Source organism: Methylotuvimicrobium alcaliphilum 20Z (assembly GCF_000968535.2).
GTDB lineage: Bacteria > Pseudomonadota > Gammaproteobacteria > Methylococcales > Methylomonadaceae > Methylotuvimicrobium > Methylotuvimicrobium alcaliphilum.
Map to the genome: position 1 here is coordinate 2,589,546 of NC_016112.1, position 23,442 is coordinate 2,612,987.

18 protein-coding genes and 1 pseudogene are annotated in these 23,442 nt (G+C 54.0%); 10 read left to right on the forward strand and 9 right to left on the reverse strand.

Going from position 1 to position 23,442, the window contains the following annotated elements; all coding sequences use genetic code 11:
- Positions 1-33: 33 nt before the first annotated feature.
- Together MEALZ_RS23150 and MEALZ_RS23935 are read left to right on the forward strand one after the other, a co-directional pair.
- Entirely contained in the window at positions 34-183 is a 150-nt protein-coding gene (locus MEALZ_RS23150; RefSeq protein WP_014148734.1) for a hypothetical protein, read from the forward strand.
- A 32-nt stretch (positions 184-215) separates the two neighbouring features.
- The gene (locus tag MEALZ_RS23935) at positions 216-428 is read left to right on the forward strand and encodes a site-specific integrase (RefSeq protein WP_198482363.1); all 213 of its coding nucleotides are present in this window, start codon (positions 216-218) and stop codon (positions 426-428) included.
- Between the two features lie 33 nt (positions 429-461).
- Here the strand turns inward: MEALZ_RS23935 and MEALZ_RS11130 are convergent, their stop codons facing one another.
- The 9 genes and pseudogenes from MEALZ_RS11130 to MEALZ_RS11165 all read right to left on the reverse strand — a co-directional run bounded on the left by MEALZ_RS11130 (position 462) and on the right by MEALZ_RS11165 (position 11,040).
- Positions 462-1,292 carry an SDR family NAD(P)-dependent oxidoreductase gene (locus MEALZ_RS11130; RefSeq protein WP_014148736.1) on the reverse strand — a complete coding sequence of 277 codons (831 nt, stop codon included), beginning with the start codon at positions 1,290-1,292 and terminating at the stop codon, positions 462-464.
- 229 nt (positions 1,293-1,521) lie between these two features.
- Positions 1,522-2,160, reverse strand: coding sequence for a class I SAM-dependent methyltransferase (locus MEALZ_RS11135; RefSeq protein ID WP_014148737.1), 639 nt, complete (start codon positions 2,158-2,160; stop codon positions 1,522-1,524).
- 35 nt (positions 2,161-2,195) lie between these two features.
- Positions 2,196-2,666 carry a ferritin-like domain-containing protein gene (locus MEALZ_RS11140; protein WP_014148738.1) on the reverse strand — a complete coding sequence of 157 codons (471 nt, stop codon included), beginning with the start codon at positions 2,664-2,666 and terminating at the stop codon, positions 2,196-2,198.
- 3 nt (positions 2,667-2,669) lie between these two features.
- Positions 2,670-3,407 (reverse strand): ZIP family metal transporter, encoded by a 738-nt coding sequence (locus tag MEALZ_RS11145; protein ID WP_014148739.1) that lies wholly within the window; start codon positions 3,405-3,407, stop codon positions 2,670-2,672.
- A 381-nt stretch (positions 3,408-3,788) separates the two neighbouring features.
- On the reverse strand, positions 3,789-3,983 hold the full coding sequence (locus MEALZ_RS23445; RefSeq protein WP_223842297.1) for a SufD family Fe-S cluster assembly protein: 195 nt from the start codon (positions 3,981-3,983) through the stop codon (positions 3,789-3,791).
- Positions 3,984-4,009: 26 nt separating this feature from the next.
- Positions 4,010-4,231: pseudogene (locus MEALZ_RS23940) on the reverse strand (ATP-binding cassette domain-containing protein); the annotation flags it as partial.
- 3 nt (positions 4,232-4,234) lie between these two features.
- Positions 4,235-6,220, reverse strand: coding sequence for a heavy metal translocating P-type ATPase (locus tag MEALZ_RS11155; RefSeq protein WP_014148741.1), 1,986 nt, complete (start codon positions 6,218-6,220; stop codon positions 4,235-4,237).
- A 367-nt stretch (positions 6,221-6,587) separates the two neighbouring features.
- Complete coding sequence (gene feoB, locus MEALZ_RS11160; protein WP_014148742.1) at positions 6,588-9,113, reverse strand: Fe(2+) transporter permease subunit FeoB; 2,526 nt, start codon at positions 9,111-9,113, stop codon at positions 6,588-6,590.
- A gap of 232 nt (positions 9,114-9,345) precedes the next feature.
- Complete coding sequence (locus MEALZ_RS11165) at positions 9,346-11,040, reverse strand: FAD-dependent oxidoreductase (RefSeq protein WP_014148743.1); 1,695 nt, start codon at positions 11,038-11,040, stop codon at positions 9,346-9,348.
- An 860-nt stretch (positions 11,041-11,900) separates the two neighbouring features.
- Here MEALZ_RS11165 and MEALZ_RS11170 point away from each other — a divergent pair.
- The 8 genes from MEALZ_RS11170 to MEALZ_RS11205 all read left to right on the forward strand — a co-directional run bounded on the left by MEALZ_RS11170 (position 11,901) and on the right by MEALZ_RS11205 (position 22,489).
- Positions 11,901-13,298: a CmpA/NrtA family ABC transporter substrate-binding protein gene (locus tag MEALZ_RS11170; RefSeq protein ID WP_014148744.1), complete on the forward strand. Its 1,398-nt coding sequence runs from the start codon at positions 11,901-11,903 to the stop codon at positions 13,296-13,298.
- A gap of 144 nt (positions 13,299-13,442) precedes the next feature.
- On the forward strand, positions 13,443-14,459 hold the full coding sequence (locus tag MEALZ_RS11175; RefSeq protein ID WP_014148745.1) for an ABC transporter permease: 1,017 nt from the start codon (positions 13,443-13,445) through the stop codon (positions 14,457-14,459).
- Positions 14,460-14,472: 13 nt separating this feature from the next.
- Positions 14,473-16,233 (forward strand): ABC transporter ATP-binding protein, encoded by a 1,761-nt coding sequence (locus MEALZ_RS11180; RefSeq protein ID WP_014148746.1) that lies wholly within the window; start codon positions 14,473-14,475, stop codon positions 16,231-16,233.
- A 114-nt stretch (positions 16,234-16,347) separates the two neighbouring features.
- Complete coding sequence (locus MEALZ_RS11185; RefSeq protein WP_014148747.1) at positions 16,348-17,619, forward strand: alginate export family protein; 1,272 nt, start codon at positions 16,348-16,350, stop codon at positions 17,617-17,619.
- 78 nt (positions 17,620-17,697) lie between these two features.
- Complete coding sequence (locus MEALZ_RS11190; RefSeq protein ID WP_014148748.1) at positions 17,698-18,921, forward strand: NAD(P)/FAD-dependent oxidoreductase; 1,224 nt, start codon at positions 17,698-17,700, stop codon at positions 18,919-18,921.
- An 8-nt stretch (positions 18,922-18,929) separates the two neighbouring features.
- Positions 18,930-21,599, forward strand: a complete 2,670-nt coding sequence (locus tag MEALZ_RS11195) for a nitrate reductase (protein WP_046061550.1) — start codon at positions 18,930-18,932, stop codon at positions 21,597-21,599.
- Positions 21,600-21,713: 114 nt separating this feature from the next.
- Positions 21,714-22,127 (forward strand): ribonuclease domain-containing protein, encoded by a 414-nt coding sequence (locus MEALZ_RS11200; RefSeq protein ID WP_014148750.1) that lies wholly within the window; start codon positions 21,714-21,716, stop codon positions 22,125-22,127.
- Positions 22,124-22,489 (forward strand): barstar family protein, encoded by a 366-nt coding sequence (locus MEALZ_RS11205; protein ID WP_014148751.1) that lies wholly within the window; start codon positions 22,124-22,126, stop codon positions 22,487-22,489. Before MEALZ_RS11200 ends, MEALZ_RS11205 begins: the two co-directional genes overlap by 4 nt.
- The last annotated feature ends 953 nt before the right edge of the window (positions 22,490-23,442 follow it).

A 23,442-nucleotide genomic window follows, 5' to 3' on the forward strand; every position in this document is an offset into this window, starting at 1 on the left:
ATTACCCACTACGAATCACATAGAGCCAACACTTTGGTATTTTTGTACAAAAAAATTCTCGACAAGCCGCTGGAAAAGCGTATCGATGCGATTCGTTCCGGTAAAAAACGGCACATTCCGGTCGTTTTGTCGGCGGATGAAGTGAAACAGGTTTTGGCACGCATGAAGGCGTTCCGCAGTTAGCGGCAAAGACCCTTTACGGCAGCGGATTACGGATTGCCGAGGCGGTCAGGCTCGGAGTTCAGGATCTCGATTACGAATACAAACAGATTACAGTGCGTTCCGGCAAGGGCGACGAAGACCGGGTGACGACCTTTTCCGCGGCGTTGATGCCGCTGCCGCGCAATCGCCTTGATAAGGTCAAGCTGATTCAAAGCCGGCAACGTCTCGAATTCCGCGTGTCGGCAATGAGGAAGGGTAATGGTTGACTCAACCATGACGGTCATGGGTTAACGCTGCAGTCAACGGATCGAATAGTTCGAACAAACCCGATAAAGCGAGTCGACAGCCTCCCGGTCTCGGCTGAAGCTGCAAACGACTTCGCGTTTGTGTTCATAGTAGCGCCCGGAATGTTGCAGGCCGACCGGATCGGTCGCGAGCCATACCGGCGTTTCGGCGCCCTGATCCGGTGTTTCGTGGCCGCCGAATCCCAAATCGTTGCTCAATTTAGAATTGACGTCGCCCGGATGGCAGGCATTAACCGCAATTCGGTAAGGCAGCAGTCTTTCCGAGAAAGCCGCGCTCAGCATGCGGTCGGCCTGTTTTGACTGCCGGTACGCGCTGTCGTTGTCGTAGCGCCTGCGGGTAAACTCCAAATCGCTCAAATCCAGGCCGCCGGCCCAGTAGCTCGCGACATTGACGATACGGGCAGGCGCCGACGCTATCAATGTATCGGCGAACGCGTCAATCAACCGGAAATAACCGAGCACGTTAGTGGCGAACTGCATTTCGATGCCTTCGGAAGTTTCCTGCCGGGTGCGCGGCGTACAGGCGGCATTGTTGATCAATGCATGCAGCGGGCCGGTCCAGCGTTCCGCCAAACCACGGATTTCGAGATGCTCGCTCAAGTCGGCGAGTTCGAAGCGCACTGCTTCATTCCCCGTGGCCGCGATGATTTCCCGCACCGCTCGTTGTGCTTTATCGCCATCGCGGCAGACCAGTACGACTTCGGAATTCGGCTTTGCCGCCAGTTGCCGCGCAATGGCTTTGCCAATCGCCCCGGTGGCGCCGGTGACCAAATAAACCCGTACACCGGAACTTTGAGCGCTTGATGAATAAGCAGATGAAACCATGAAACCGCACTCCATCGAGGGATGTTTAGACCCGTATATTATCGTGTAACTGTCGTTTTCAATGAATCAATCCTCGTAACTATTCAGCGCATTTGGTCGGTTTGCGTCGGGTATTGATTTCTAAGGACGCGTAAATACGTCCCTGTAAGCTCTGACCGCAACGTCCTGTTGCAGACAGCCTTATAAATCAATGCCCGACACCTTCTTATATATGACTTATGCTGAATAATTACCAATCCTCTTTCGTTGCCGCGACGACAACGAATGCGCATTGACCCCGCCCTGCCCTTAGCGATTCGATCTCCCGAGTTTCGGACAATGGGCGGGCGAGCGTTTGGCCCCAAGCGTCGATCGAGAAACCGGTTTCCAGCAGAAGTTGCTCTACTTCGTCAGCCGAAATGAATGTGGCTTCGCGGTAAAATACGCTCTCGTCCTGATGCGCCAAATAATCTTGTCCCAAGGCACTTTCCCTATCGATAAACCCGATCACAAGGCGGCCGCCCGGCTTAAGCACTCGGTAAGCCTCGGCAAGCATTTTCACTGGGGAGTCTACAAAACAGATGGTCGTTACCACCAACGCGTAATCGAAGGTGCCGACTTCGAAAGGCAGATTCTCGGCCACGCCTTCGACAACCTTTATGCCTCGCGCCGAAGCATGGAGCAACATCGCCGGGGAAGGATCGACGCCGACCTGTATCCCTAACGGCGCCGCGAAGCGACCGCTGCCGACGCCTATCTCGACGCCGTAACCTTCCCAGGGCACGAATGGCCGCAGGGCCAGCAATTCCGAGATATAAGCAGCCTCATGCTTTTCGAACCACGCCTCGTAACGTTGATGATGAGCCTCGAACGGAGCCACTCTAGGCATGGCGCAACTCCTGTTGAAAACTGCCTTCCGCGATCCTACTCATGGCCGCCCCCGTGTCTGCCGCGACGTCCTTCCCCTCCGCCATGTCCACCGCGTCCGGATGATCCTTGCACACATCGCTGAAACGCCGGCAGGTGGCGCTGCTGCGATGCATCCCGAAGATTGCGGAACACGGTCAGAATATCCGGTCGTTCCGTGGCTTGAACTAACCGTTCGTAGATTTCGGCATTGGCGATTTCGGCGGCGACGCCTGCTTCGCAAGCTTCTTGCAGACTCGCATAACGCTCAACCTTTCCCAACCAGGGATTCTCGGGAATGGTTAACCCATAGCGAGAAAAAAGTGTGCAAAGCGCGTCTATGTGTCGGCTTTCCGCATCTCGTATGTTGCCGAACGGCGGCGCATCGCCAAAGTCGGCAATGACTTGATCGTAAATCGCCAAGGCCCGGTATTCATCATCCAACGCCTCGTTGAGGGCGGCGATTTCAGTTTCGGTGAGCGGGTTCATGGTTTATCCTCCAAGGTGAAAGAAAGCGACGGTAGCGATGCCCGCGAGCAACAGCAATATTTGGCGTAGCGATGTCAGCAGGCTAACCTGCCGGTGCAAGGACGGTATCAGATCGGCCGTCGCGATATAGATGAAGCTGGCGGCCGAGATCGCCAAAATATAGGGCGCCGCTTCGCGTGTCTCGACCAGCCAAAAATAGGCGATTAAAGCACCGGGCAATGTGGCGATGGATGATAGCCCATTGAGCGCCAAGGCCTTCACACGACTGTAGCCGCTATCGAGCAGGATGGCGAAGTCGCCGACTTCCTGCGGGATCTCGTGCGCAATCACTGCCAATGCAGTAGTGACGCCCAATGGTATAGACGTAAGGAACGCTGCGGCGATCACCATGCCGTCCACAAAGTTATGGAAGGCATCACCGATCAGAATCAACGGCGCGGCATGGCTATGTACCTCGCATCCGCTATTGTGACAGTGACGCCAAATGACGAGCTTTTCCAAAACGAAAAAGCCGACCATGCCGGCCAAGACCGTCGCCATGACAGCGATCGCCGGAGCCTGTTTCAGCCCGGCGGGCAACATGCCGAGAAAAGCCGCGCCGAGCAACGTGCCGGTCGCGTAGCTGATCAAACAAGGAACCAGCACTCTACGAATGCCTTCCGGAAAGAACAAAAACAAGGCCGCACCGGCAATAGCGCCTAAGCTTCCCAACAGGCTGAATCCGATTATCCATAGCAGCATTCGTAGGTCCTCGATCGATTTAACGCAACACCTGATTAGCAAGATGCTTCAGCTTGTCGAAGCCAAGTGTCCAAGCAGGGGCCAGACGCAGTCGCAAAAACTAAAATATGCTGTTACCCAAGCTCCAGCTTGGGTAACCTGTTCAGGAAGCTCTAGCTTCCCGAAAATCAAGAAAGATTGATCGAGCGAGTCGGGGTTGATTGAAAATGTGCGGAGGTTGTGTCGGTCTCAGGAAGCTGGAGCTTCCGGGGTGTCTTTCCCAAGCTGGAGCTTGGGAAAGAGCGTGATGTGGGTTAGCCGTTTTTAGCTTGACGCGCATGGCTTGCGAACCCCGTCCTGCTAGGGATATGCTGATCTTTGGGCTTTAGCTGAAGAAACTTGCTAATCAGGACGCAACATGCCCAACACGATCATATCCGTGGCCTGCTCGGGGGAAAGCCCGTGCGCGATCAAGGTCTCCATTTGTTTCTTGTCGACGGTGCCGATAGCCGCTTCGTGGGTGATCTTCGCAAGCGGATGACTGACTTTGACGACCGGCGTCGATTGTCCGACCGCTTGGTCTTTGATGATTTCCATGCAATCCATGTGACCGCGCGCTCGTACATCGTCCAGGCGCCGATGTCCCGGCCGTCAAAGACGATTTGCCCGGAACTCAGCCGAAAACCCTCGCTGCCGATGATCAAGCGCGCCAGGGTGCTCTTGCCGGTGCCGTTCGTGCCGATCAACGCATGCACATCCCCTTCGTCGATACCGAAATCCAGATCGTCGAGAATCTTTTTGGGGCCCGCCGCATAAACGACATGACTCAACGCCAGCAAAGACATCCTTCAGGACTCCTCAGCGACCACTTCGGAATCGGAGCGCAAGCGCTCGGGTTCGCAGTGCTGATCGCGGCCGGTCAGCTCATCCATTTTTCTGAACATAGGCCCGACCAGCGATTGCTCGATGCCGGTGAAATACAGCCGGCCGGCATTGACGACGACGAACACCGAACTGACATGATGCAGCAGCGCGGCAAAGATCGGATTGAGCAAGCCGAATGTCGCTAGCGCCAGGCCGACGCTGTTGAAAATGACGGCCCACAGATAATTTTGCCGGATGATGCCGCCCATTTTATGACCGAGCCGCAAGATCGTGACCAGATCCTGAGCATCGTGACCGAGAATGACGACATCCGATGAAATGATCGCCAGATTGACGTTCTTGTGCCCGCCGATCGCGATGCCGACATTGGCGGTGGCCAAAGACGGTGCGTCATTGACGCCATCGCCGACCATCGCCACTTTGCCCTGTTCCTGAAATTTTTTGACCAGCGCGGTTTTGTCGTCCGGCTTGCAATTGAAATAGTACTCGTCGGCGTTGATATAATCGGCCACGCGTTTGGCTTCCTGTTCTTCGTTATCGCCGGTCGCGAGCACGACCTTTTCGATACCGCAGGCACGGATCGTATCGGCCAAGCCCCGCATTTCCGACAGAATGATATCGCGAATGACGATGACGCCTTGGACTTCGCGGTCGACCGCCAGCCAGACAGCTCGGCCGGTATAGTCGATAGCCGGCAATTCGATGTCCTGAAGGCTCAGCGTTTCGGCGCTGCCCATCAGAATTTCCCGGCCTTCGATCCGGGCCTTGATGCCGCGGCCCGGAAGGTCCTCGGCTTTCTCGACCGGCAGGAAGGCAGTCAGACCCTGCTTTTTCGCATAATTGACGATCGAATGCGCGATCGGATGATCGAAACGCGATTCGATCGATGCGGCCAGTTCCAATAGACCCTGTGTCGGCAGGCCCATTTCGATGACCTGGCTGACTTCGGGTTCTGCCAACGTGACCGTGCCGGTTTTATCCAGAATCAGTGTTTTGATGTCCTGCATGTTCTCCAGCGGCTCGCCGCCGCGGGCTAGAATATTCGAACGAGCCAGACGCCCGATATTAGCGGCGAACGCGGTCGGCGTAGCCAGCGCCCAGGCGCAAGGGCAAACCACCGCCAGCGCCGTCGCCATCAAATGCAGGCTGCCGGTGATGTAGAGCAGCAAAAAGGCATAGGCCGTGACCGACAACAGCAGAATCTGCACCGTGGTATCGGCGCGCCGCTGCAGATCGGATTTGTTCTCCAGACTGTTTTCGATTTCCTGAGTGATCACTGCGAGAAATGAATCGTCCCCGTTTTTATCGGCCTTGACCTGCAGCGGCGCGCTCAGATTCAGCGTGCCAGATGTCACGCTGGCACCGGTCTCCTTATATACCGGAAAAGGTTCGCCGGTAATCGTCGATTCGTCGATCGCCGAGGCGCCTTCGATGATGATTCCGTCGATCGGAACCATTGCGCCTTTCGGAATCAGCACCGTGGCGCCTAGCCGAATTTGGTTGATCGGCACTTCCACGATGTCGCCGTCCTGCAGCATCCGGGCGGTCTTTTTACCCTCCTGAATCAGGCTTTCGATCTTTTCCCGGTTCTTCCGGATGATCGTAAACGAGATGTACAACCCCAGACCAATGAACCAGGCGACCATCGCCCCGCTCAACGGCGCGCCATCGATCAGCGTCACGGTCATGACCAAAACGATCAGCAGTTCCGCCGAAACCTTGTGCAAGAACAACACGCTTTTCAACAGGCTTTCGAGATAGAGCACCAAACAGAACAGATAAAACGGAATGCCCAGCCAATACAAGACCGGCAAATCATAAAGCGCATCCAGGCCGAACAAGACCACCGGAATGACGGCGGCGATGACGCGCAGCAGCATGATGTCTTGGCGCGGACTGATTTTCAGCAGTTCCGCATCGATTTTGTCGAAATAGGTTTTATCAATCATGTTTGTGCCCTTTATCAGATGTAGGTAGGGTTAGCGTAACTCGACATCCTCTCGTTCTCACGCTCCTGTGTGTGGAAACGCATAACGAGCTTAAATACAACGAGCCGCTCCCAGAGCCCGGTATCGGTTCCCACGGAGGACCGCTCATCGTTTTATACACATCTTTATGTTAGCCGCGTCATTCCGGCAGGGATTGCCGGAATCCAGGCTACATGGATGTATTTGGCTTGCCAACCTTGGCACTGGATGCGGCAACTGTTCCTGCGTTGCTCTAGCTCCTGCATCCATGCATTCGACCCGCTTCCCGGCGGGTATGACGAGACTTATGTATGACGATGAGCGGAGGACCGTGGGAGCTCGGGAAGTCTCAGTTCGAAGCTTGCCGGCCCTTCCCCCAATGCCGAAACGCCAGCACAACCGCAACGGCGATCATCGCAATCCCGGCCAGCCAGGCCGTCGAGCTTTCCGGATGCTCGCTAAAGGTCGCCGACTGATAAAACAGCGTCGCGGTCAAATAAGCCAGCCCCGTGGACCAGAGTACCATGAACGACGACCAGACGAGACTGGATTCCCGGTAGGCAGCCGCCGAAGTCGCAATGCAAGGGAAATACAGCAAAATAAACAACAGATAGGCGAATGCGCCGATCGTCCCGTCGAAATGCCGATGCAAGGCCTCGACAAACGAATCTTGGCCGGCCGACTGATTGACCGGGTCGGCACCGAACATCTTTTTCAGTCCCATCGGAATGGTCATGAAGGCCCGTTCTACCGCATCGCCCAAGTCGAAGGACTGAACTTGCCGGGCGGAAGCCGCCTGTCCGGTTTCGGCATAGATCGTTTTCAGCGTGCTGATGACGACGACTTTATGCAGGATACCGGTAAACAACGCGACCGTCGCCGGCCAATTTTCTTCGTCGATACCCATCGGCCCCAACGCCGGCGTCACCGAGCGACCTGCGGCGCTGAGCACCGAATGTTCGATGTCGTTCGGTTTAAAGCCGCCGTCCTTCCCGATCGAACCCAGGATGTTCAAGAGCACGACCATCGTGATGATGATTTTTCCGACCCGCACGACGAAGGTCTTAACTCGCATCCAACTGTTAATCAATACATTTTTCAGCTTCGGAACGTGATAATTCGGGATTTCCATCATCACCAGCGAAAATTCCTCTTTCAGAAACGTGTTCTTCAGCAGCAATGCGGTCAGCACGGCGAAGAAAACGCCTATCGAATAAAGCACGAATACGATCAAGCCGCCGTGGTCCGGGAAAAAAGCCGCGGCGAACAAGGTAAATACGGCCAACCGAGCGCCGCAGGTCATGAACGGATTCAACAGGATGCTCAGCAACCGGTCGCGCGGATTCTCCAATGTCCGGGTCGCCAGCATCGCCGGCACGTTACAGCCGAAACCCAGAATCATCGGTACAAAGGCCTTGCCGGGCAGTCCCAGGACGCGCATCAAGCGGTCCATCGCAAACGTCGCGCGGGCCATGTAACCCGACTCCTCCAATACCGAAATGAACAGATACAGAAAACCGAGGATAGGAACGAACGCGGCCACTTCCCGGATGCCGTTGCCGACACCCTGGGCGATCAGCATGATCAGCCATTGCGGACTGTCGAGCAGCATCAGGAAATGCCCCATGCCATCGACAAAAAGCGCCTGAGTCAGGTCGTTGAAGAACGGTTTGAAGACACGCCCGAGTTTGATCGTGAACGTGAACATCAAATACATCACGCCGAAGAAGATCGGAATGGCCAAGAAACGGTTCAATATCACATTATCGATCTTATCGGAAAAGTTCCTGCCCAGCTCGGACTGCCGCGTGAGCGTCTCATTTAGCAATAGACCGATAAAACCGTAGCGGCTGTCCGCAATCAATAGATCCGCCTCTTCGGCGGCTTGGTCTTCGATCGTCCGGCGCAGTTGTTTCGCGGTCTCAATCAGTAACGGATCGGCATGGCCGAGCGCAAAAGCGTCTTGTTCCAGCAATTTGACGGCGAACCAGCGCGCATCGCCGTAAAGGTTGTCCAATTGTTGCTCGACCATCGGTATGAGTCGATCCAGCGCTTCCCGAATCGCAAGCGGATAATCGATCACCGAATGCGACAGAACTTTATGCTCCAGCCATTGGTTGATCGCCGCTTTCAAGGCCCTGACCTCATCGACTCGAGTCGCAACCAATGAAACCAACGGACATTCGAGGCGGCGGGCTATTTCGTCGCTATCGATCTTGATGTCGCGGCCGGTCGCGTCGTCCATGTTATTCAGCACCACCAGCATCGGCAGCCGCATTTCCAGCAGTTGTGTCGTCAGATAGAGGTTATGTTCGAGATGCGATGTATCGACGATATTGATGATCAGGTCCGCCTGCCGCGAAAGAATGTAATCCCTGGCAATTTTTTCATCCAGCGCTGTGGCCGTACCGCTCTCATCCAACGCATAGATGCCGGGCAAGTCGACAATTTTGACGGTTTTGTCATCGAACCGATAAAAGCCGCTTTTGCGCTCGACGGTCACGCCGGCCCAATTGCCGACATGCTGACGGGCGCCGGTCAAACCATTGAACAGCGTGGTTTTACCGCAGTTGGGATTGCCGATGACGGCGACGGTGTAATCCTGTTTCTGCAAGACAGGTTTCGGGGCCGGCGGCACTTTGTCCAGACGCTCGATTCTCAAGCCGGCGACTTCATCCGGGCGCACGCTGAGATCGGTACCGCGCACTCTGATTTCAATCGGGTCGCCTAACGGCGCGACTCGCATAATTTTGAATTCGGTGCCGGGTGTCAAACCCATCGCCAGCAGTTTCTGCCGGTAAGGCAAGAAGCTTTTGTCATAACCCACGACGCGTCCGCAGTCGCCCGCTTTCATATCGCTCAAATTCATTTGCATCGAAAGCCACCCTTGTTCCTTTTAAAACGCAAAAAACGCCAATGCCGTTGCTGAATCAGCAAACTCGTCAATGTCGAACGATTTTTCAATAGCCTAATTTAGGATAAAACCTGGCTCAGTAACGGATCCTACTGGCATAACGGCAAATGTCGGGCTTTCGCGATCGATCAGTGAGGCGAGATATTGTCGACTATTTTTAGCGGAACCGACCTCGATAGGAGCCCCTAAGTGTCTATCCACTCGCTTCCGTCGCCCGCCTTCTTGCCGAGTAAGTCTTCATACCGCCGGACAGTACTTTGACCCGCAAGCCGTTTTGCGCCAATAGGCGATACGCGTAATAAGCGCGCTGGCCGACACCGCAGATCAACCAGATATCACGATCCGTAGGAAACTCGTGAATGCGGTCGCGTAACGATTCCAGCGGTAAGTTTTGTGCAGCCGGAACATGGCCGCCGGCATATTCGTCCGCGCTGCGCACATCGACCAACAAGGCCGGGGTTGTCTCCAGCTCGTCCCAGTTCGCCAAAGGAAAATCGCCGCGCTGATGGTTGCCGGCCAACATGCCGGCGACGTTGACCGGGTCTTTGGCAGCGCCGAACTGCGGCGCATAACAAAGCTCCAGATTCTCCAGATCGAATATCGTGGCTCCTTGCATCAGCGCCGTCGCGATGACGTCGATCGGCCGCGTGACATCCTTCTCGCCGACGGCTTGCGCGCCCAAAATCTTGTTGTCCGTCTTCGAGAACAATAACTTGATGTGTATCGGTTTCGCGCCGGGAAAATAACTGGAATGGTGACCGGGATGCAAATAGACCTTCTCGAAATCCATGCTGAGCCGCTTCAATAGTTTTTCGCTGGCGCCGGTGCAGGCAACGGTCAGACCGAAAACCTCGCATACGGCGGTTCCCAACACGCCATCGAAAGCCAGGGGCGGTAATGCTTCTTTTTCGCCGCAAGAGAAATCATGAATGATTGCCGTCGCAGCAACCCGTCCCTGCCGGTTAGCGGGCCCCGCCAGCGGGACCAGTTGCCATTGACCCGTGACACGGTTTTTGACTTCGACGACATCGCCGACCGCCCAAATCGCCGGATCGTTCGTCCGCATGTAGGGATCGACACGGATTCCGCCGAGTTCGCCCAGTTCCAATCCGGCCTCCCGAGCCAGCGTGGCTTCGGGACGCACGCCGATTCCCAGTATGACCAGATCGGTGTTGAGCGTTGCGCCTTTCGAGGTGTGCAAGATCAAACCGCGCTCCGGGTGCTGCTCGAACGACACGGCGCTTTCGCCGAGCCTTAATTCGACGCCGTTGGCTCTCAAGCGCTCCGCGGCATAGCCGGCCATTTCAGCATCCAGCGGCGGCAGCACTTGGTCTGCCAATTCCAGCAAGGTGACGTCGAGTCCCAATGCCACCAGATTTTCGGCCATTTCAAGCCCGATGAAACCGCCTCCGACGATCAACGCTCGCGATGCCTGAGCGGTAGCGGCCTTGATCTTTCGGCTGTCCGGGATATTGCGCAAGACATAGATACCCGGCAGATCGATGCCCGGCAAGGGCGGGCGGATCGGCTGGGCGCCGGTCGCCAAAACCAGGGCATCATAGGCTTCTTCGCGGTACGTACCCGTTTTCAAATCACGCACTTCTATCGTCCGCGCTTGCCGGTCGATGCGCGTGACTTCGGTTTCGGTATGGACTTCGATGTTGAAACGGTGCTCGAACAAATCCGGACTGGCCACCAGCAGCTTGGCTTCGGACTCGATCACATCGCCGACGAAATAAGGCAGGCCGCAATTGGCGAACGAAACGTGCTGGCCTCGTTCGAAGACGACGATATCGCAGGTTTCGCAAAGTCTCCGCGCACGCGCCGCGCAAGTCGCTCCGCCGGCCACGCCGCCGACAATGAGGATACGTTTTTTGTTTGGATTCATAATTATACTCATCGTAGATCAAAATTCGGCACTGGAATGCCTCCTAAGCTTTGCCGAAATTTGCAATGCGAAAGATATAAAAGGACCGGATAATGAGAGGAGCATCTCTACCCAGCCGACACACGAGTAATTTGTGCTTATGCTCTTTGACGTTTCCCCAATCTTTACCGTCGATACAGAATTCCGCATTCCATTTTTTCGCCGCTATTCAGACATAAATTAGAAATAGCTGAGTGAACATATTACTATGGTAGATTAGCCGAACCAAAGAATCTCCGCCGAGTTATTTTACTCCCTTTATATTCAAAAATTAGCTAACTTTATGAAGGGATAAGCTGTGGCTAGCGAGGATGTCGGCAGCAGGGCAGATTTTTGCTCCATGCAAAATCTGCATTCACGCCATCCTTGGCGTTCGATTGCTGTCGTCAAGCCTCCATGCTGGTCTCTCACCTAGCGTTAGGTGAGGGATCGGACACCCCGGCGCCTCCTCGGACACTGCCGAAATTTGAAGTGCGAAAGGTATAACGCCAACGCACACATTTGGTGCCGTACTACCCTGGCAATGACTCTCTCTGCACTAAATCATGTCATCGCTTCCCCAGTGGAAAACAGCCATCCCTCCCTTCTCAAAACCCTTCTCACCATAGCCTATTGATATCATTGAACTATTAATTACTATTCGAAAACTATCTCACTATTGGCATTCCAATTGCTTAAATACTAATAAATCTCCGACGATGGAGTAACTGACAAGCTCACTGTCGAGCAAACCGGACAAAGGCGTCTCTCATGCGATAACCCTCCTATCGCATGGCAGACGCCTTTTTATTTGCCTGAATTTTAAATTTTCGGAACCGACCATGAATACAGACCTAGCATTCAACGCTAAACAACGACCGACCGTACTAGCGGCTACTGCAGCCTTTTTGCTTATCGCAAGCACGAATGCTGCATCGGTAGAAAACATCGAAAAGGAAGACCTGAAATTGGGTTTCATTAAGCTAACCGATATGGCGCCATTAGCCATCGCCTATGAAAAAGGCTATTTCGAAGACGAAGGCCTGTATGTACAACTGGAAGCTCAAGCCAATTGGAAAGTACTGCTCGACCGCGTCATCAACGGCGAGTTGGACGGCGCGCATATGCTGGCGGGACAACCCCTGGGCGCGACAATCGGTTTCGGCACGAAAGCCGATGTAATCACTGCTTTCAGTATGGACCTAAACGGCAATGCCGTGACCGTTTCGAACGACATCTGGCAACAAATGAAACCGCATGTGCCAATGCAAGACGGTAAGCCCGTGCATCCGATCAAAGCCGAATCGTTGAAACCGGTGATCGACAAATTCAAGGCCGAAGGCAAACCGTTCAATATGGGCATGGTGTTTCCGGTTTCGACACATAACTATGAACTACGTTATTGGCTAGCCGCTGGCGGCATTCAACCCGGTTATTACGCGCCGCCGGGAGAAACGACCGGACAACTCAATGCCGATGTACTGCTGTCGGTCACTCCACCGCCGCAAATGCCCGCCACGCTCGAAGCCGGCACGATTTACGGTTATTGCGTCGGCGAGCCGTGGAACCAGCAAGCGGTGTTCAAAGGCATCGGCGTACCGGTCGTGACCAATTATGAAATCTGGAAGAACAATCCGGAAAAAGTACTCGGCGTCAGTAAAGACTGGGCCGACAAAAACCCGAACACGCACTTGGCCGTCGTCAAGGCGCTGATCCGCGCAGCAATTTGGCTCGACGCCGATAACAATAAGAACCGCAAAGAAGCGGCCAAGATTATTTCCGACAGCCGTTATGTCGGTGCCGACTACGAAGTGATCGCCAACAGCATGACCGGGTCTTTCGAATACGAAAAAGGCGACACGCGCTCGCTGCCCGACTTCAATGTCTTTTTCCGTTATCACGCCACGTATCCCTATTACAGCGATGCAATCTGGTTTTTGACGCAAATGCGCCGCTGGGGACAGATCAACGAATCCAAATCCGACGAATGGTTCATCGAAACGGCTAAAAAAGTCTATCGCCCCGATATCTACATGGCCGCCGCAAAAGAATTGATTGCCGAAGGTAAAGCCAAGGCAAGCGATTTTCCGCCTGAAAGCGAAAGCGGATTCAAACCGCCGCAAGCCGATTTTATCGACGGCATCGTTTACGACGGCAGCAAACCGAACGAATACTTGACGAAATTCACGATCGGCCTGAAAGGCAAAGAAATATTGAAAGACGGGAAAATCAGCCAATGACGGCGCATCGCTCCGAATAAAACAAGCAAATAAAGAACAACCCCTTCCGATAGTGACATCGAATGTCGCCTAGGTGCAGGGATGCGCCATTTTTTTAGACATTCATGCCTAAACATGACCGTTGGTTAGACAAAGAGGTTCGCCATGTCGACTACATTAATCAAATTTTTCAACGTAACCGGGCTGACCTGGTTCGTACCGTTCGTCAAGCTCTGCGCAGGCGAAAATCCGCAGCAGCAAATGCGGCAAATCGGTTTGACGATCATCGTGCCGATACTGGCTTTTGTCGTATTCCTAGGTCTTTGGAATGCCTCGGCCGTAAAAATCCAAACCAGTTTGGGGGCGATTCCGGGGCCTGAAGCCGTATGGCAAGAAGCGCAGGGCCTGATCGGCGCCCATTATGCCGAAAGAGAAAAAAAGGCCGCATTCTACGAGCGCCAAAAAGTCCGCAATCAACAAAGGTTGGCAAACGACCCGCACGCCGAAATCAAAACTCGGCCTTATACCGGAAAACCGACTTACTTCGATCAAATTTTGACCAGTCTTTATACCGTATTCACCGGCTTTATCATTGCAACATTGATTGCAGTACCGCTCGGTATTCTTTGCGGCATGAGCCCGGTCATCAATACCGCGATCAATCCGATGATTCAGATTTTCAAACCGGTTTCACCGCTCGCTTGGTTGCCGATTGTGACGCTGGTTGTTAGCGCGGTCTACATCACGACCGACGATTCATGGTTCGAAAAAGCGTTTTTGACTTCGGCGATTACCGTCACGCTCTGTTCTCTATGGCCGACTCTGATCAACACCGCGGTCGGCGTCTCGTCGATCGACAAGGATTTGGTCAATGTCGGCAAAGTCCTTCGCCTCAACTGGAGTACGCAGATCAAGAAAATCGTACTGCCTTCGGCCTTGCCTTATATCTTCACCGGCATGCGCATGTCGCTTGGGGTCGGCTGGATGGTGCTGATCGCAGCCGAAATGCTCGCACAAAACCCCGGCCTCGGAAAGTTTATCTGGGACGAGTTTCAAAACGGTAGCTCGAATTCGCTGGGCCGTATCATGGTCGCGGTATTCACGATTGGTATCATCGGTTTCATGCTGGACCGCGTCATGCATTCGCTGCAACAAGCCTTCTCATTCGGCAAAACGCTCTGACCCGGAGACCGACATGAAAACATCCCAACTCTTACGTAGCGATGACGAATCAATCGACACGCCGGCACCCTCTGCACCGTTAGCCAAGGTCCATTCATTGAAACCTTTTTTACAACTCAAAAACGTTTGCAAATCGTACGGCGAGGGAAAAGCTAAAACGTCGGTATTGAAAAACATCAATCTGGACATCGAGGCAGGCGAATTTATCGCGATCGTCGGCTTTTCCGGCAGCGGCAAGACCACGCTGATTTCAACGATCGCCGGATTGATCGAGGCCGACAGCGGCGAGGTACTTAAACAAGGCTGGCCGATCAAAGGACCGGGGCCTGACCGCTGCGTGGTCTTTCAAAATTATTCGCTGCTACCTTGGCTAACCGTATTCGACAATGTCGCTCTGGCCGTCGATCAACGCTTCAAGGATTGGCCGGCCGACCGGCGTAAAGCGCATACCGAAAAATATGTGCGCATGGTCAATTTGGGCGCAGCAATGACCAAAAAACCGGCCGAATTATCGGGCGGCATGCGCCAGCGCGTCAATGTGGCGAGGGCCTTGGCCGCCGATCCCGATATCTTGTTGCTGGACGAACCGTTGAGCGCATTAGATGCACTGACACGCGGCAAACTTCAGGATGAAATCATCGCGATTTGGCAAGCGGAAAAGAAAACCGTGATTTTAATCACGAACGATGTCGACGAAGCCATTTATATGGCCGATCGCGTCATCGCGCTGAATCCCGGACCCGGCGCGACATTCGGCCCAAACTTCAAGATTCCGCTGGCAAGGCCGCGCGACCGGGCCGCACTGAACCACGACGAAACCTTCAAGAAACTCCGTGCCGAAATCACCCGTTACTTAATGGGCGTCGGTATGCAAAAAGCCGAATCCGGCAGCGATGCGGTCGTCTTGCCGGACGTGCGACCCAACACTAGCAACGATTGGAAATTGGATAACTCGGCTTTAAAACCCAGACAAAATGACCTTGGCAAACCGCGTTATTTGGAATTCTCGCAACTCTCGAAAATCTATCCGACGCCCGACGGCAAGAGTACGGTCAAGGTTGTAGACGGATTCGATATGTTAGTCAAAAAAGGGGAATTCATCTCGATCATCGGCCATTCGGGCTGCGGCAAATCGACCGTGCTGTCGATGACCGCCGGTTTAACCGACGTATCCGAAGGCGGCATTGTGCTCGACAACAAAGAAATCGACAGCGCCGGCCCGGATAAAGGCGTCGTGTTCCAGTCGCCCAGCTTGTTTCCCTGGTTGACCGCATTCGAGAACGTCATGATCGGCGTCGATAACGTTTACCCGCATGCATCGCAATCCGAGCGCGACGATATCGTCGAATATTATCTAACCCGCGTCGGACTTGCCGATGCGATGGAGAAAAAAGCGGCGGACCTCTCCAACGGGATGCGGCAACGGGTCGGCATCGCCCGCGCTTTCGCGCTGTCGCCGAAACTGTTATTGCTCGACGAACCGTTCGGCATGCTCGATTCGCTGACCCGTTGGGAATTGCAGGAAGTCCTGATGGAAGTTTGGGAACGGACCCATGTGACCGCGATCGTCGTGACCCATGATGTCGACGAGGCCATCCTGCTCGCCGACCGGGTCGTGATGATGACCAACGGTCCGCACGCGAAGATCGGCAAGATCGAAACGATCGACCTACCGAGGCCGCGCACAAGACAAGCCTTGCTCGATCACCCGGATTATTACAAGTACCGGGAAAGCCTACTGACCTTTCTGGCCGAATGCGACCATACGCATTGAGACGCTTGTAGACGGTACGCGATGTGTACTTGATGTTACCGCGTGTTGCCTAAGCCCGTTCTAATGGATCGCATGTGCGATCAAAACGATTTCATGTTCATTAAGGAGAATACAATGCTGTTAGCTAACGCTTTACCGCTTAAAACCCGAAGGTCATGGCATGCCGTCTGTTCGGCAACATTAATCGCGATAACATCGTCAGCCCAGGCCGGCGGCTTCGACGAAACGATTGAAAACGCGCTCAAGTTCGGGCAAAGCGACGGGAAATACGGTCAAGTCACTTTCGACCTGAACTACCGCTACGAACATGCCAACACCGAAGGAACCCGGCCGGAACCGGCCAATGCCAACACCTTCCGTTTACGCCTGGGCTATTTAAGCCCGAATGTATTCGGTTGGCAAGGTTTCGCCGAGTACGAAAACGTCTTTGCCGCGCAGCGCGATTACAATGGCGTATCCACCGGCAACAGCCGTTATCATGTCGTCGCCGACCCGGCCGACCAACACGAGTTGAATCAACTCTGGCTCACCTTTAACGGTATTCCGGATACCTTAATCAAGGGCGGCCGGCAACGCATCAAGCTGGACGACGATCGTTTCATCGGTAACGTCGGGTGGCGGCAAATGGAAATGACCTACGATTCGGTGTTGGTAACCAATACTTCGATTGCGGATTTGACGATTCGGGCCGGTTATATCGGCAGGGTCCGAACCATTCTTTCGTTGACCGACAACACCGAACTGCCGTTACTCAACGTCAATTACAACTTCGGCAATTTGGGCAGCGCCGTTGCTTACGGTTACTGGTTGAAATATACCGAAGATAAGGCGTTGTTCGGTCGCTCCAGCCAGACCTACGGCATAAGACTGATAGGCTCGCCGCAAATCAACGAAGACTTGGCGCTGCATTACACGGCCGAATACAGCTATCAAGCCGATTATCAAAACAATCCGAACAGCTTCGCATTGGACCGTTACAACTTGATGGGCGGTTTAACGTTATTCGGTATTACCGGAAAAGCGGCGATGGAACAACTTAACGGCAATGGACGCAATGCATTTCAAACGCCGCTCGGGACTAATCATGCATTTCAAGGCTGGGCCGACCGTTTTCTGGCAACGCCGGCCGACGGTATTCGTGACGTCAATTTCACATTAGGCAGCAGCGTGCTCGGCGCCAATTTGATGTTCGTTTATCACAACTTCACCGATGACAGCGGTAGTGTCGATTACGGCAATGAATACGATTTTCAAGTCACCAAGGCGTTCGGCAAGCATTATTCCGTCTTGTTGAAGTACGCCTATTACGTCGCCGACGCCAACGCCCCCGCCTTTGCCCAAAACGACACGCAAAAGGTTTGGGTACAAGGCAACATTTCGTTTTAACCGGTTTGCCGGCGCGACTCGGCTATTCATTCACCCGGTAAAGTCAACGCGCCCGCATCTTCTTTGAGGAGAATGGTCATGAAACAAAAACTGGTCGTCATCGGTAACGGCATGGCGGGCATGCGTACCGTCGAAGCCTTGATCGAATCGGCACCCGACTTATACGACATCACCGTATTCGGCGCCGAACCTTACGGGAATTACAATCGTATCTTGTTAACACCGATCTTGTACGGCGAAAAACGGATCGATGACATCATGATTCACGACTTTGCCTGGTACCGAAAACACCATATCACGTTGCATTGCGGCCCGGGTAAAACCGTCGTCGATGTCGACCGAAACCGCCGCCGCGTGATCGCAAAGGACGGTACGGAGGCCACTTACGACCGGTTATTGATCGCAACGGGTTCGTTGCCATTGATTTTGCCGATTCCAGGCCGCGATACCGAAGGCGTGATGAGTTTTCGCGAAATCTCCGACGTCGAAGCGATGATCGCAAAAAGCCTAAGCAAACGGCACGCCATCATACTCGGCGGCGGCTTATTGGGTTTGGAAGCCGCCAACGGTCTTAAGCAGCGCGGCATGAACGTCACCGTCATCAACCGCGCGGACCATTTATTGAATCGCCAACTCGATAACGAGGCCGGCGACCTGTTGAAATCGCAGCTCGAAGCCAAGGGGCTTCGCTTCGAGCTGGGTTGCACGATCGAAAACATCATCAGCCGAAACGGCCATATCTCCGAAGTCGAATTGAACAACGGCAGTTCTCTACCCGCCGATCTTCTGATCATGGCAACCGGTATCCAACCGAATATCGCGCTCGCAAAAAACATCGGTCTCGACTGCGAACAAGGCATCGTCGTCGACGACGCGATGCAAACCAGCGATCCTGAGATCTATTCAGTCGGCGAATGCGTGCAGCATCGCGGCGAATTATTCGGACTGGTCGCGCCGGTGTACGAGCAAGCCAAAGTCTGCGCCCGGCAACTGAGCCATCGAACCGATTCGCGTTATCAAAGCCTGTTGCCGGCAACCCGGCTCAAGGTCACCGGCATCGACCTGTTTTCGGCAGGCGATTTCAATGGCGGAGAACAATGCGAGCAGATCGTTTTCAAGGACCCTGCCCTGCATATCTATAAAAAATTGGTCATCAAGAATCGGCGTATCGCCGGTATCGTGCTCTACGGCGATACCGGCGATTCGGCTTGGTATCTCGATTGCTTGAAGAGCCGAACCGATATTTCGCCGTACCGCGATTGTTTGATTTTCGGGCGCCCACCCTTGCCGATTGCCGCATGACCGCCGCCATGAACGAAAAGACAATCAAGACCACCTGTCCCTATTGCGGAGTCGGCTGCGGTATCGTTGCAACCGTCGACGATGCTATCGGCCACCAAGTGACGATACAAGGCGATCCGGATCATCCCTCCAATTTCGGTAAACTGTGCTCGAAAGGTTCGGCATTGGGCGATACCGTCTCGACGGAAAACCGTCTGTTGCATCCCGAAGTTCATTGCATACCGTGCGACTGGAATACCGCGCTCGACACCGTTGCCGACGGTTTGACCTCAGTCATCCGGCAATACGGGCCCGATGCGATCGCGTTCTATGTCTCGGGCCAGTTATTGACCGAAGACTATTATGTCGTCAATAAATTCATGAAAGGTTTTATCGGCTCGGCCAATATCGACACCAATTCCCGGCTGTGCATGTCCTCGGCAGTCACCGGCTATAAAAGGGCCTTCGGCGCCGATGCCGTCCCGTGCAGCTATGAAGACTTGGAAGCCGCCGAATTGATCGTGCTGACCGGCTCGAACACCGCGTGGTGTCACCCCATCGTGTTTCAACGCATCCGAAAAGCCAAAGAAAACAATCCGGCGCTGAAAATCGTAGTCATCGATCCGCGCCGGACCGCGACATGCGACAGCGCGGATTTGCATTTAACGATAAAGCCAGGCATGGACGGCTTATTGTTCAACGGTTTGTTGACCTATTTAGCGCAAACCGATGCGCTCGATAATGATTATATCGCCGCGCATACTCAGGATTTCGAATGGGCTTTGCAGTCCGCCCGCAACACGGCGGGAAATATTGAAATTGTCGCGCAAGACTGCGGTTTGTCCTCGGCCGACGTCGAAAAGTTTTACGGTTGGTATGCGAAAACCGCTAAAACCGTCACAGTCTATTCGCAAGGCGTCAATCAGTCTTCTTCCGGCTCGGATAAGTGCAATGCCATCATCAATTGCCATTTGGCGACCGGTAGAATCGGCAAGCCGGGCATGGGGCCTTTTTCGTTCACCGGTCAGCCAAATGCGATGGGCGGACGCGAAGTCGGCGGCTTGGCCAATACTTTGGCAGCGCACATGGAGCTAGATAACCCCGAGCATATCGACCGCGTCGCCCGCTTTTGGCAAACCGACCGGATCGCGACCCGCCCCGGCCTGAAAGCGGTCGAACTCTTCGATGCAATCGATGCGGGCACCATCAAGGCCGTCTGGATTATCGCAACGAACCCTGTGGTCACGCTGCCGGACGCCGATAAAGTCAAAAATGCGCTCAAACGCTGCAATCTCGTCATCGTATCGGATTGCATCAAGAACACCGACACGGTCGATTTGGCGCATATCCGCCTACCGGCGGCCGGCTGGAGCGAAAAAGCCGGTACCGTCACGAATATGGAACGGCGCATTTCCAGACAGCGCCCGCTATTTCCGTTTTCCGGTTTGGCTAAGCCGGACTGGTGGATTATAAGCCAAGTTGCCGCCCGCATGGGCTTCAAGCATGCCTTCGATTACCGGTCCAGCGCCGACATTTTCCGCGAACACGCCGCGCTTTCCGGATTTGAAAATAACCTGGAAGGCCAACCTCGCGATTTCGATATTTCGGCCTTTGCGGACCTGACCGAAGACGCCTACGACCGTTTGCAACCGGTGCAATGGCCGGTCACCAAGAAGAACCCTAACGGCACCGAGAGACTGTTCACCGACGGTAAGTTTTATACCGCGTCCCGAAAAGCCCGATTCATTGCGATACGCCCGCGCGCCCCGGTCAATAAGCCCGACCCGAACTATCCTTTCACGTTGAATACCGGACGTCTACGCGATCAATGGCATACGATGACCCGAACCGGCTTGTCGGCGAAACTCAATGCCCATAAACCGGAGCCTTTCGTCGAGATCCATCCGCTCGATGCGGCACGTTATCATTTACAAACGCATGACCTAGCGACGATCTCCAGTCTGTGGGGTAATATGATTGCCCGGGTTGTTATCACCGAAAACCAGCAACCCGGCAGTCTGTTCGTGCCGATGCACTGGACGGCGCAATTCAGTAGCCGTGGACGAGTCGGCGCATTGGTCAACCCGGTCATCGACCCACATTCCGGTCAACCAGAAAGCAAGCAAACCCCGGCAGCCATCACGCCTTATCGAGCTCTCTGGTACGCGATGTTATTGACGCGTTCGCCGTTGATGCTAGACGATATAGAATATCGCGTTACAGTCAAAGGCAACGACTTCATCCGGTACGAGCTAGCCGACCGAACCCCCTTCCCTTCCTGGCGCGATTGGCTAAAATCGCTATCCGGCGAGTCGAACAACCCTCATTGCCTGGAATACAGCGATCCGGAACGGGGAGTTTATCGCAGCGCGCTAATCATCGACGGACGATTGGAAGTTTGCTTATTCGTGTCCTCAACACCGCCATTGCCGGAAACAGGCTGGCTTGAAACGCTATTCGCTCAACCGCAGATCAACAAAGAGGAGCGCCTGCGACTACTGAGCGCTTTGCCGCCGGAAGGACAAGAGGATTGCGGCCGCTTGGTTTGTTCCTGTTTCAATGTCGGCGAAAAATCGATCGCCAAAGCGATCAGGGAATTCAATTTAGCGAACGTCGAACAAATCGGGCAACAACTCAGCGCAGGAAAGGGCTGCGGCTCTTGTCTGCCGGAGCTGAAACGATTTTTGCCGAGGCAATGAGCATCCGCCTGCGGCTCAATGCTGTTGATCATTGACAGACACTCCCAAATCCATTGAAATCACGATCGAAGAACGCAATTTTATCGATAAACCTGGACCGAGAAGGGAGTACATATGAGGGGATTTCCTCGTTGGCTAATTTTAGTCGCATTGATTGTGGGCTTGGCCCAGTGGTGGAACTTCGATACGTCAATAATCGATGAAGCCAAAACAATCATCGGCTCGACCGAAGGAAGCACTAAGCATGATACCGAAACGGCTTTTTTACCGAAAGAAGCCTACCTCACGATTCGGCGTATACAGCAAGGCGGTCCTCATCCGTATCCTCAGGACGATAAAACATTTTTCAACCGAGAAAGACACTTGCCGCAGAAACCTCGAGGATACTACCGCGAGTACACGGTCGACACACCTGGACTGAGTCATCGGGGAGCACGGCGCATCGTTACAGGCGGACAGCCGCCTCAAGTGTGGTATTACACCGACGATCATTACAACAGTTTCCGTGCCTTTCCGGTGCCGCAATGATGACATTAACGCCGTTATCCACTCCGCGGGAAATCCGAAACGAGGCCCGTCGTAATTCGCTACATCTGGTGGAAATCGATCTTACGGGCTGCCGTGACAAAAAATCCGCCATGCAACGGCTATCCGATACGTTGTCGCTGCCGGCGTCATTCGGCCGCAATTGGGATGCGCTGCTCGATGTACTAAGGGACCTGCAAGTTGATAATAATGAGCAAAACCTCATCCTGATGGTTCTCGGTGCAGACTTGCTACGCCGAAACACTCCCGAGGACTATGAAATACTGCGTACGATTCTCGAGGAATGGTCGGCAGAATACGGCCCCAATAAGGTGACGACTTATCTTTTCGATTCGTGCGGTTAAGAATACGCATCACAGATCATCTTTCCTCGTTTCCATCGCTCCAGCGTGGAAATGCATACCTATCTCTCTTGGCAGCCAAGGTATGGGCTCCCACGGCGGAGACCTCATCGCCGTTATACACAAGTAATGTATTACCCTTTTGCTATTTTAGCCAATGAGTCTTCGATACCATTTATTGTTGCCTAATACTTTCGACCTAGAAATCACGATCAGGGGATCGCTCCCACAAAGGGTTAACAGCGCGCTGATAGGGGTAGGGAAGATTTCTCTCCCCTCCCTCCGAACCGTGCATGCGGTTCTCCCGCACACGGCTCTCCAGTCGGTGGTTTCCTCATCGGGACAAGCTGGTGAGCAATGGTGTTATTAATTGGTGAACCCCATTACTCCGCGTTACCACGTCAGCCCGCAAACTCGGTTTGATTCGTTACCTTCGGCTCCCTTCAACGGCTGAGCCTCTTTAAGCCTTTTACCTGAGGTTGGCTTAATGGCCGTGACACCGAACGCTACCTCGTTTCCACCTTCCTACCCTTCTTTCCTATGGCCGGTTTTGCTAGCCGGCTTTTACCATCTTTTCCCCTCTCGGTTTAGGCTCGTGTTTGTTTTCTCTGTTTCCGCCTGGTTTCCCAGCGGTGCCACACTATCCTCGCCTTGCCTTGAGCTTCCTCGACTTACGGTAATATAAGGGTTCTGACTCCTGCCACGGTCACCTCCGTAACAGGTCTCCCCAGTTTCTTCACAATACCTTCTGAACATTCCACTCCCAACCACAAGGTAGGCCCATTTATCGTTTTATCTGCCACAACAACGTAAATGATGGTTTTCAGGCTTCGTCGACTCCCAGGGGACTCGCCGCCTTACCCCGCCGAATCGGATTCGCTTTACTGCGGACTGCTCTTTTGCCTCCAGTTGCTCTCCACCCCACCTCGCGGTGACGCAGTTACTTTCAGCTACGA

What these genes read in the sequence shown, in the direction of transcription:
- MEALZ_RS11205 (WP_014148751.1), top strand. Translation starts at nt 22,124, where the DNA reads ATGATGACATTAACGCCGTTATCCACTCCGCGGGAAATCCGAAACGAG.
- MEALZ_RS11165 (WP_014148743.1), bottom strand. Translation starts at nt 11,040, where the DNA reads ATGAATCCAAACAAAAAACGTATCCTCATTGTCGGCGGCGTGGCCGGC.
- MEALZ_RS11190 (WP_014148748.1), top strand. Translation starts at nt 17,698, where the DNA reads ATGAAACAAAAACTGGTCGTCATCGGTAACGGCATGGCGGGCATGCGT.
- MEALZ_RS23445 (WP_223842297.1), bottom strand. Translation starts at nt 3,983, where the DNA reads ATGGAAATCATCAAAGACCAAGCGGTCGGACAATCGACGCCGGTCGTC.
- MEALZ_RS11140 (WP_014148738.1), bottom strand. Translation starts at nt 2,666, where the DNA reads ATGAACCCGCTCACCGAAACTGAAATCGCCGCCCTCAACGAGGCGTTG.
- MEALZ_RS11155 (WP_014148741.1), bottom strand. Translation starts at nt 6,220, where the DNA reads ATGATTGATAAAACCTATTTCGACAAAATCGATGCGGAACTGCTGAAA.
- MEALZ_RS11195 (WP_046061550.1), top strand. Translation starts at nt 18,930, where the DNA reads ATGAACGAAAAGACAATCAAGACCACCTGTCCCTATTGCGGAGTCGGC.
- MEALZ_RS11170 (WP_014148744.1), top strand. Translation starts at nt 11,901, where the DNA reads ATGAATACAGACCTAGCATTCAACGCTAAACAACGACCGACCGTACTA.
- MEALZ_RS11200 (WP_014148750.1), top strand. Translation starts at nt 21,714, where the DNA reads ATGAGGGGATTTCCTCGTTGGCTAATTTTAGTCGCATTGATTGTGGGC.
- MEALZ_RS11185 (WP_014148747.1), top strand. Translation starts at nt 16,348, where the DNA reads ATGCTGTTAGCTAACGCTTTACCGCTTAAAACCCGAAGGTCATGGCAT.
- MEALZ_RS11135 (WP_014148737.1), bottom strand. Translation starts at nt 2,160, where the DNA reads ATGCCTAGAGTGGCTCCGTTCGAGGCTCATCATCAACGTTACGAGGCG.
- MEALZ_RS11130 (WP_014148736.1), bottom strand. Translation starts at nt 1,292, where the DNA reads ATGGTTTCATCTGCTTATTCATCAAGCGCTCAAAGTTCCGGTGTACGG.
- MEALZ_RS11180 (WP_014148746.1), top strand. Translation starts at nt 14,473, where the DNA reads ATGAAAACATCCCAACTCTTACGTAGCGATGACGAATCAATCGACACG.
- MEALZ_RS11175 (WP_014148745.1), top strand. Translation starts at nt 13,443, where the DNA reads ATGTCGACTACATTAATCAAATTTTTCAACGTAACCGGGCTGACCTGG.
- feoB (WP_014148742.1), bottom strand. Translation starts at nt 9,113, where the DNA reads ATGCAAATGAATTTGAGCGATATGAAAGCGGGCGACTGCGGACGCGTC.
- MEALZ_RS11145 (WP_014148739.1), bottom strand. Translation starts at nt 3,407, where the DNA reads ATGCTGCTATGGATAATCGGATTCAGCCTGTTGGGAAGCTTAGGCGCT.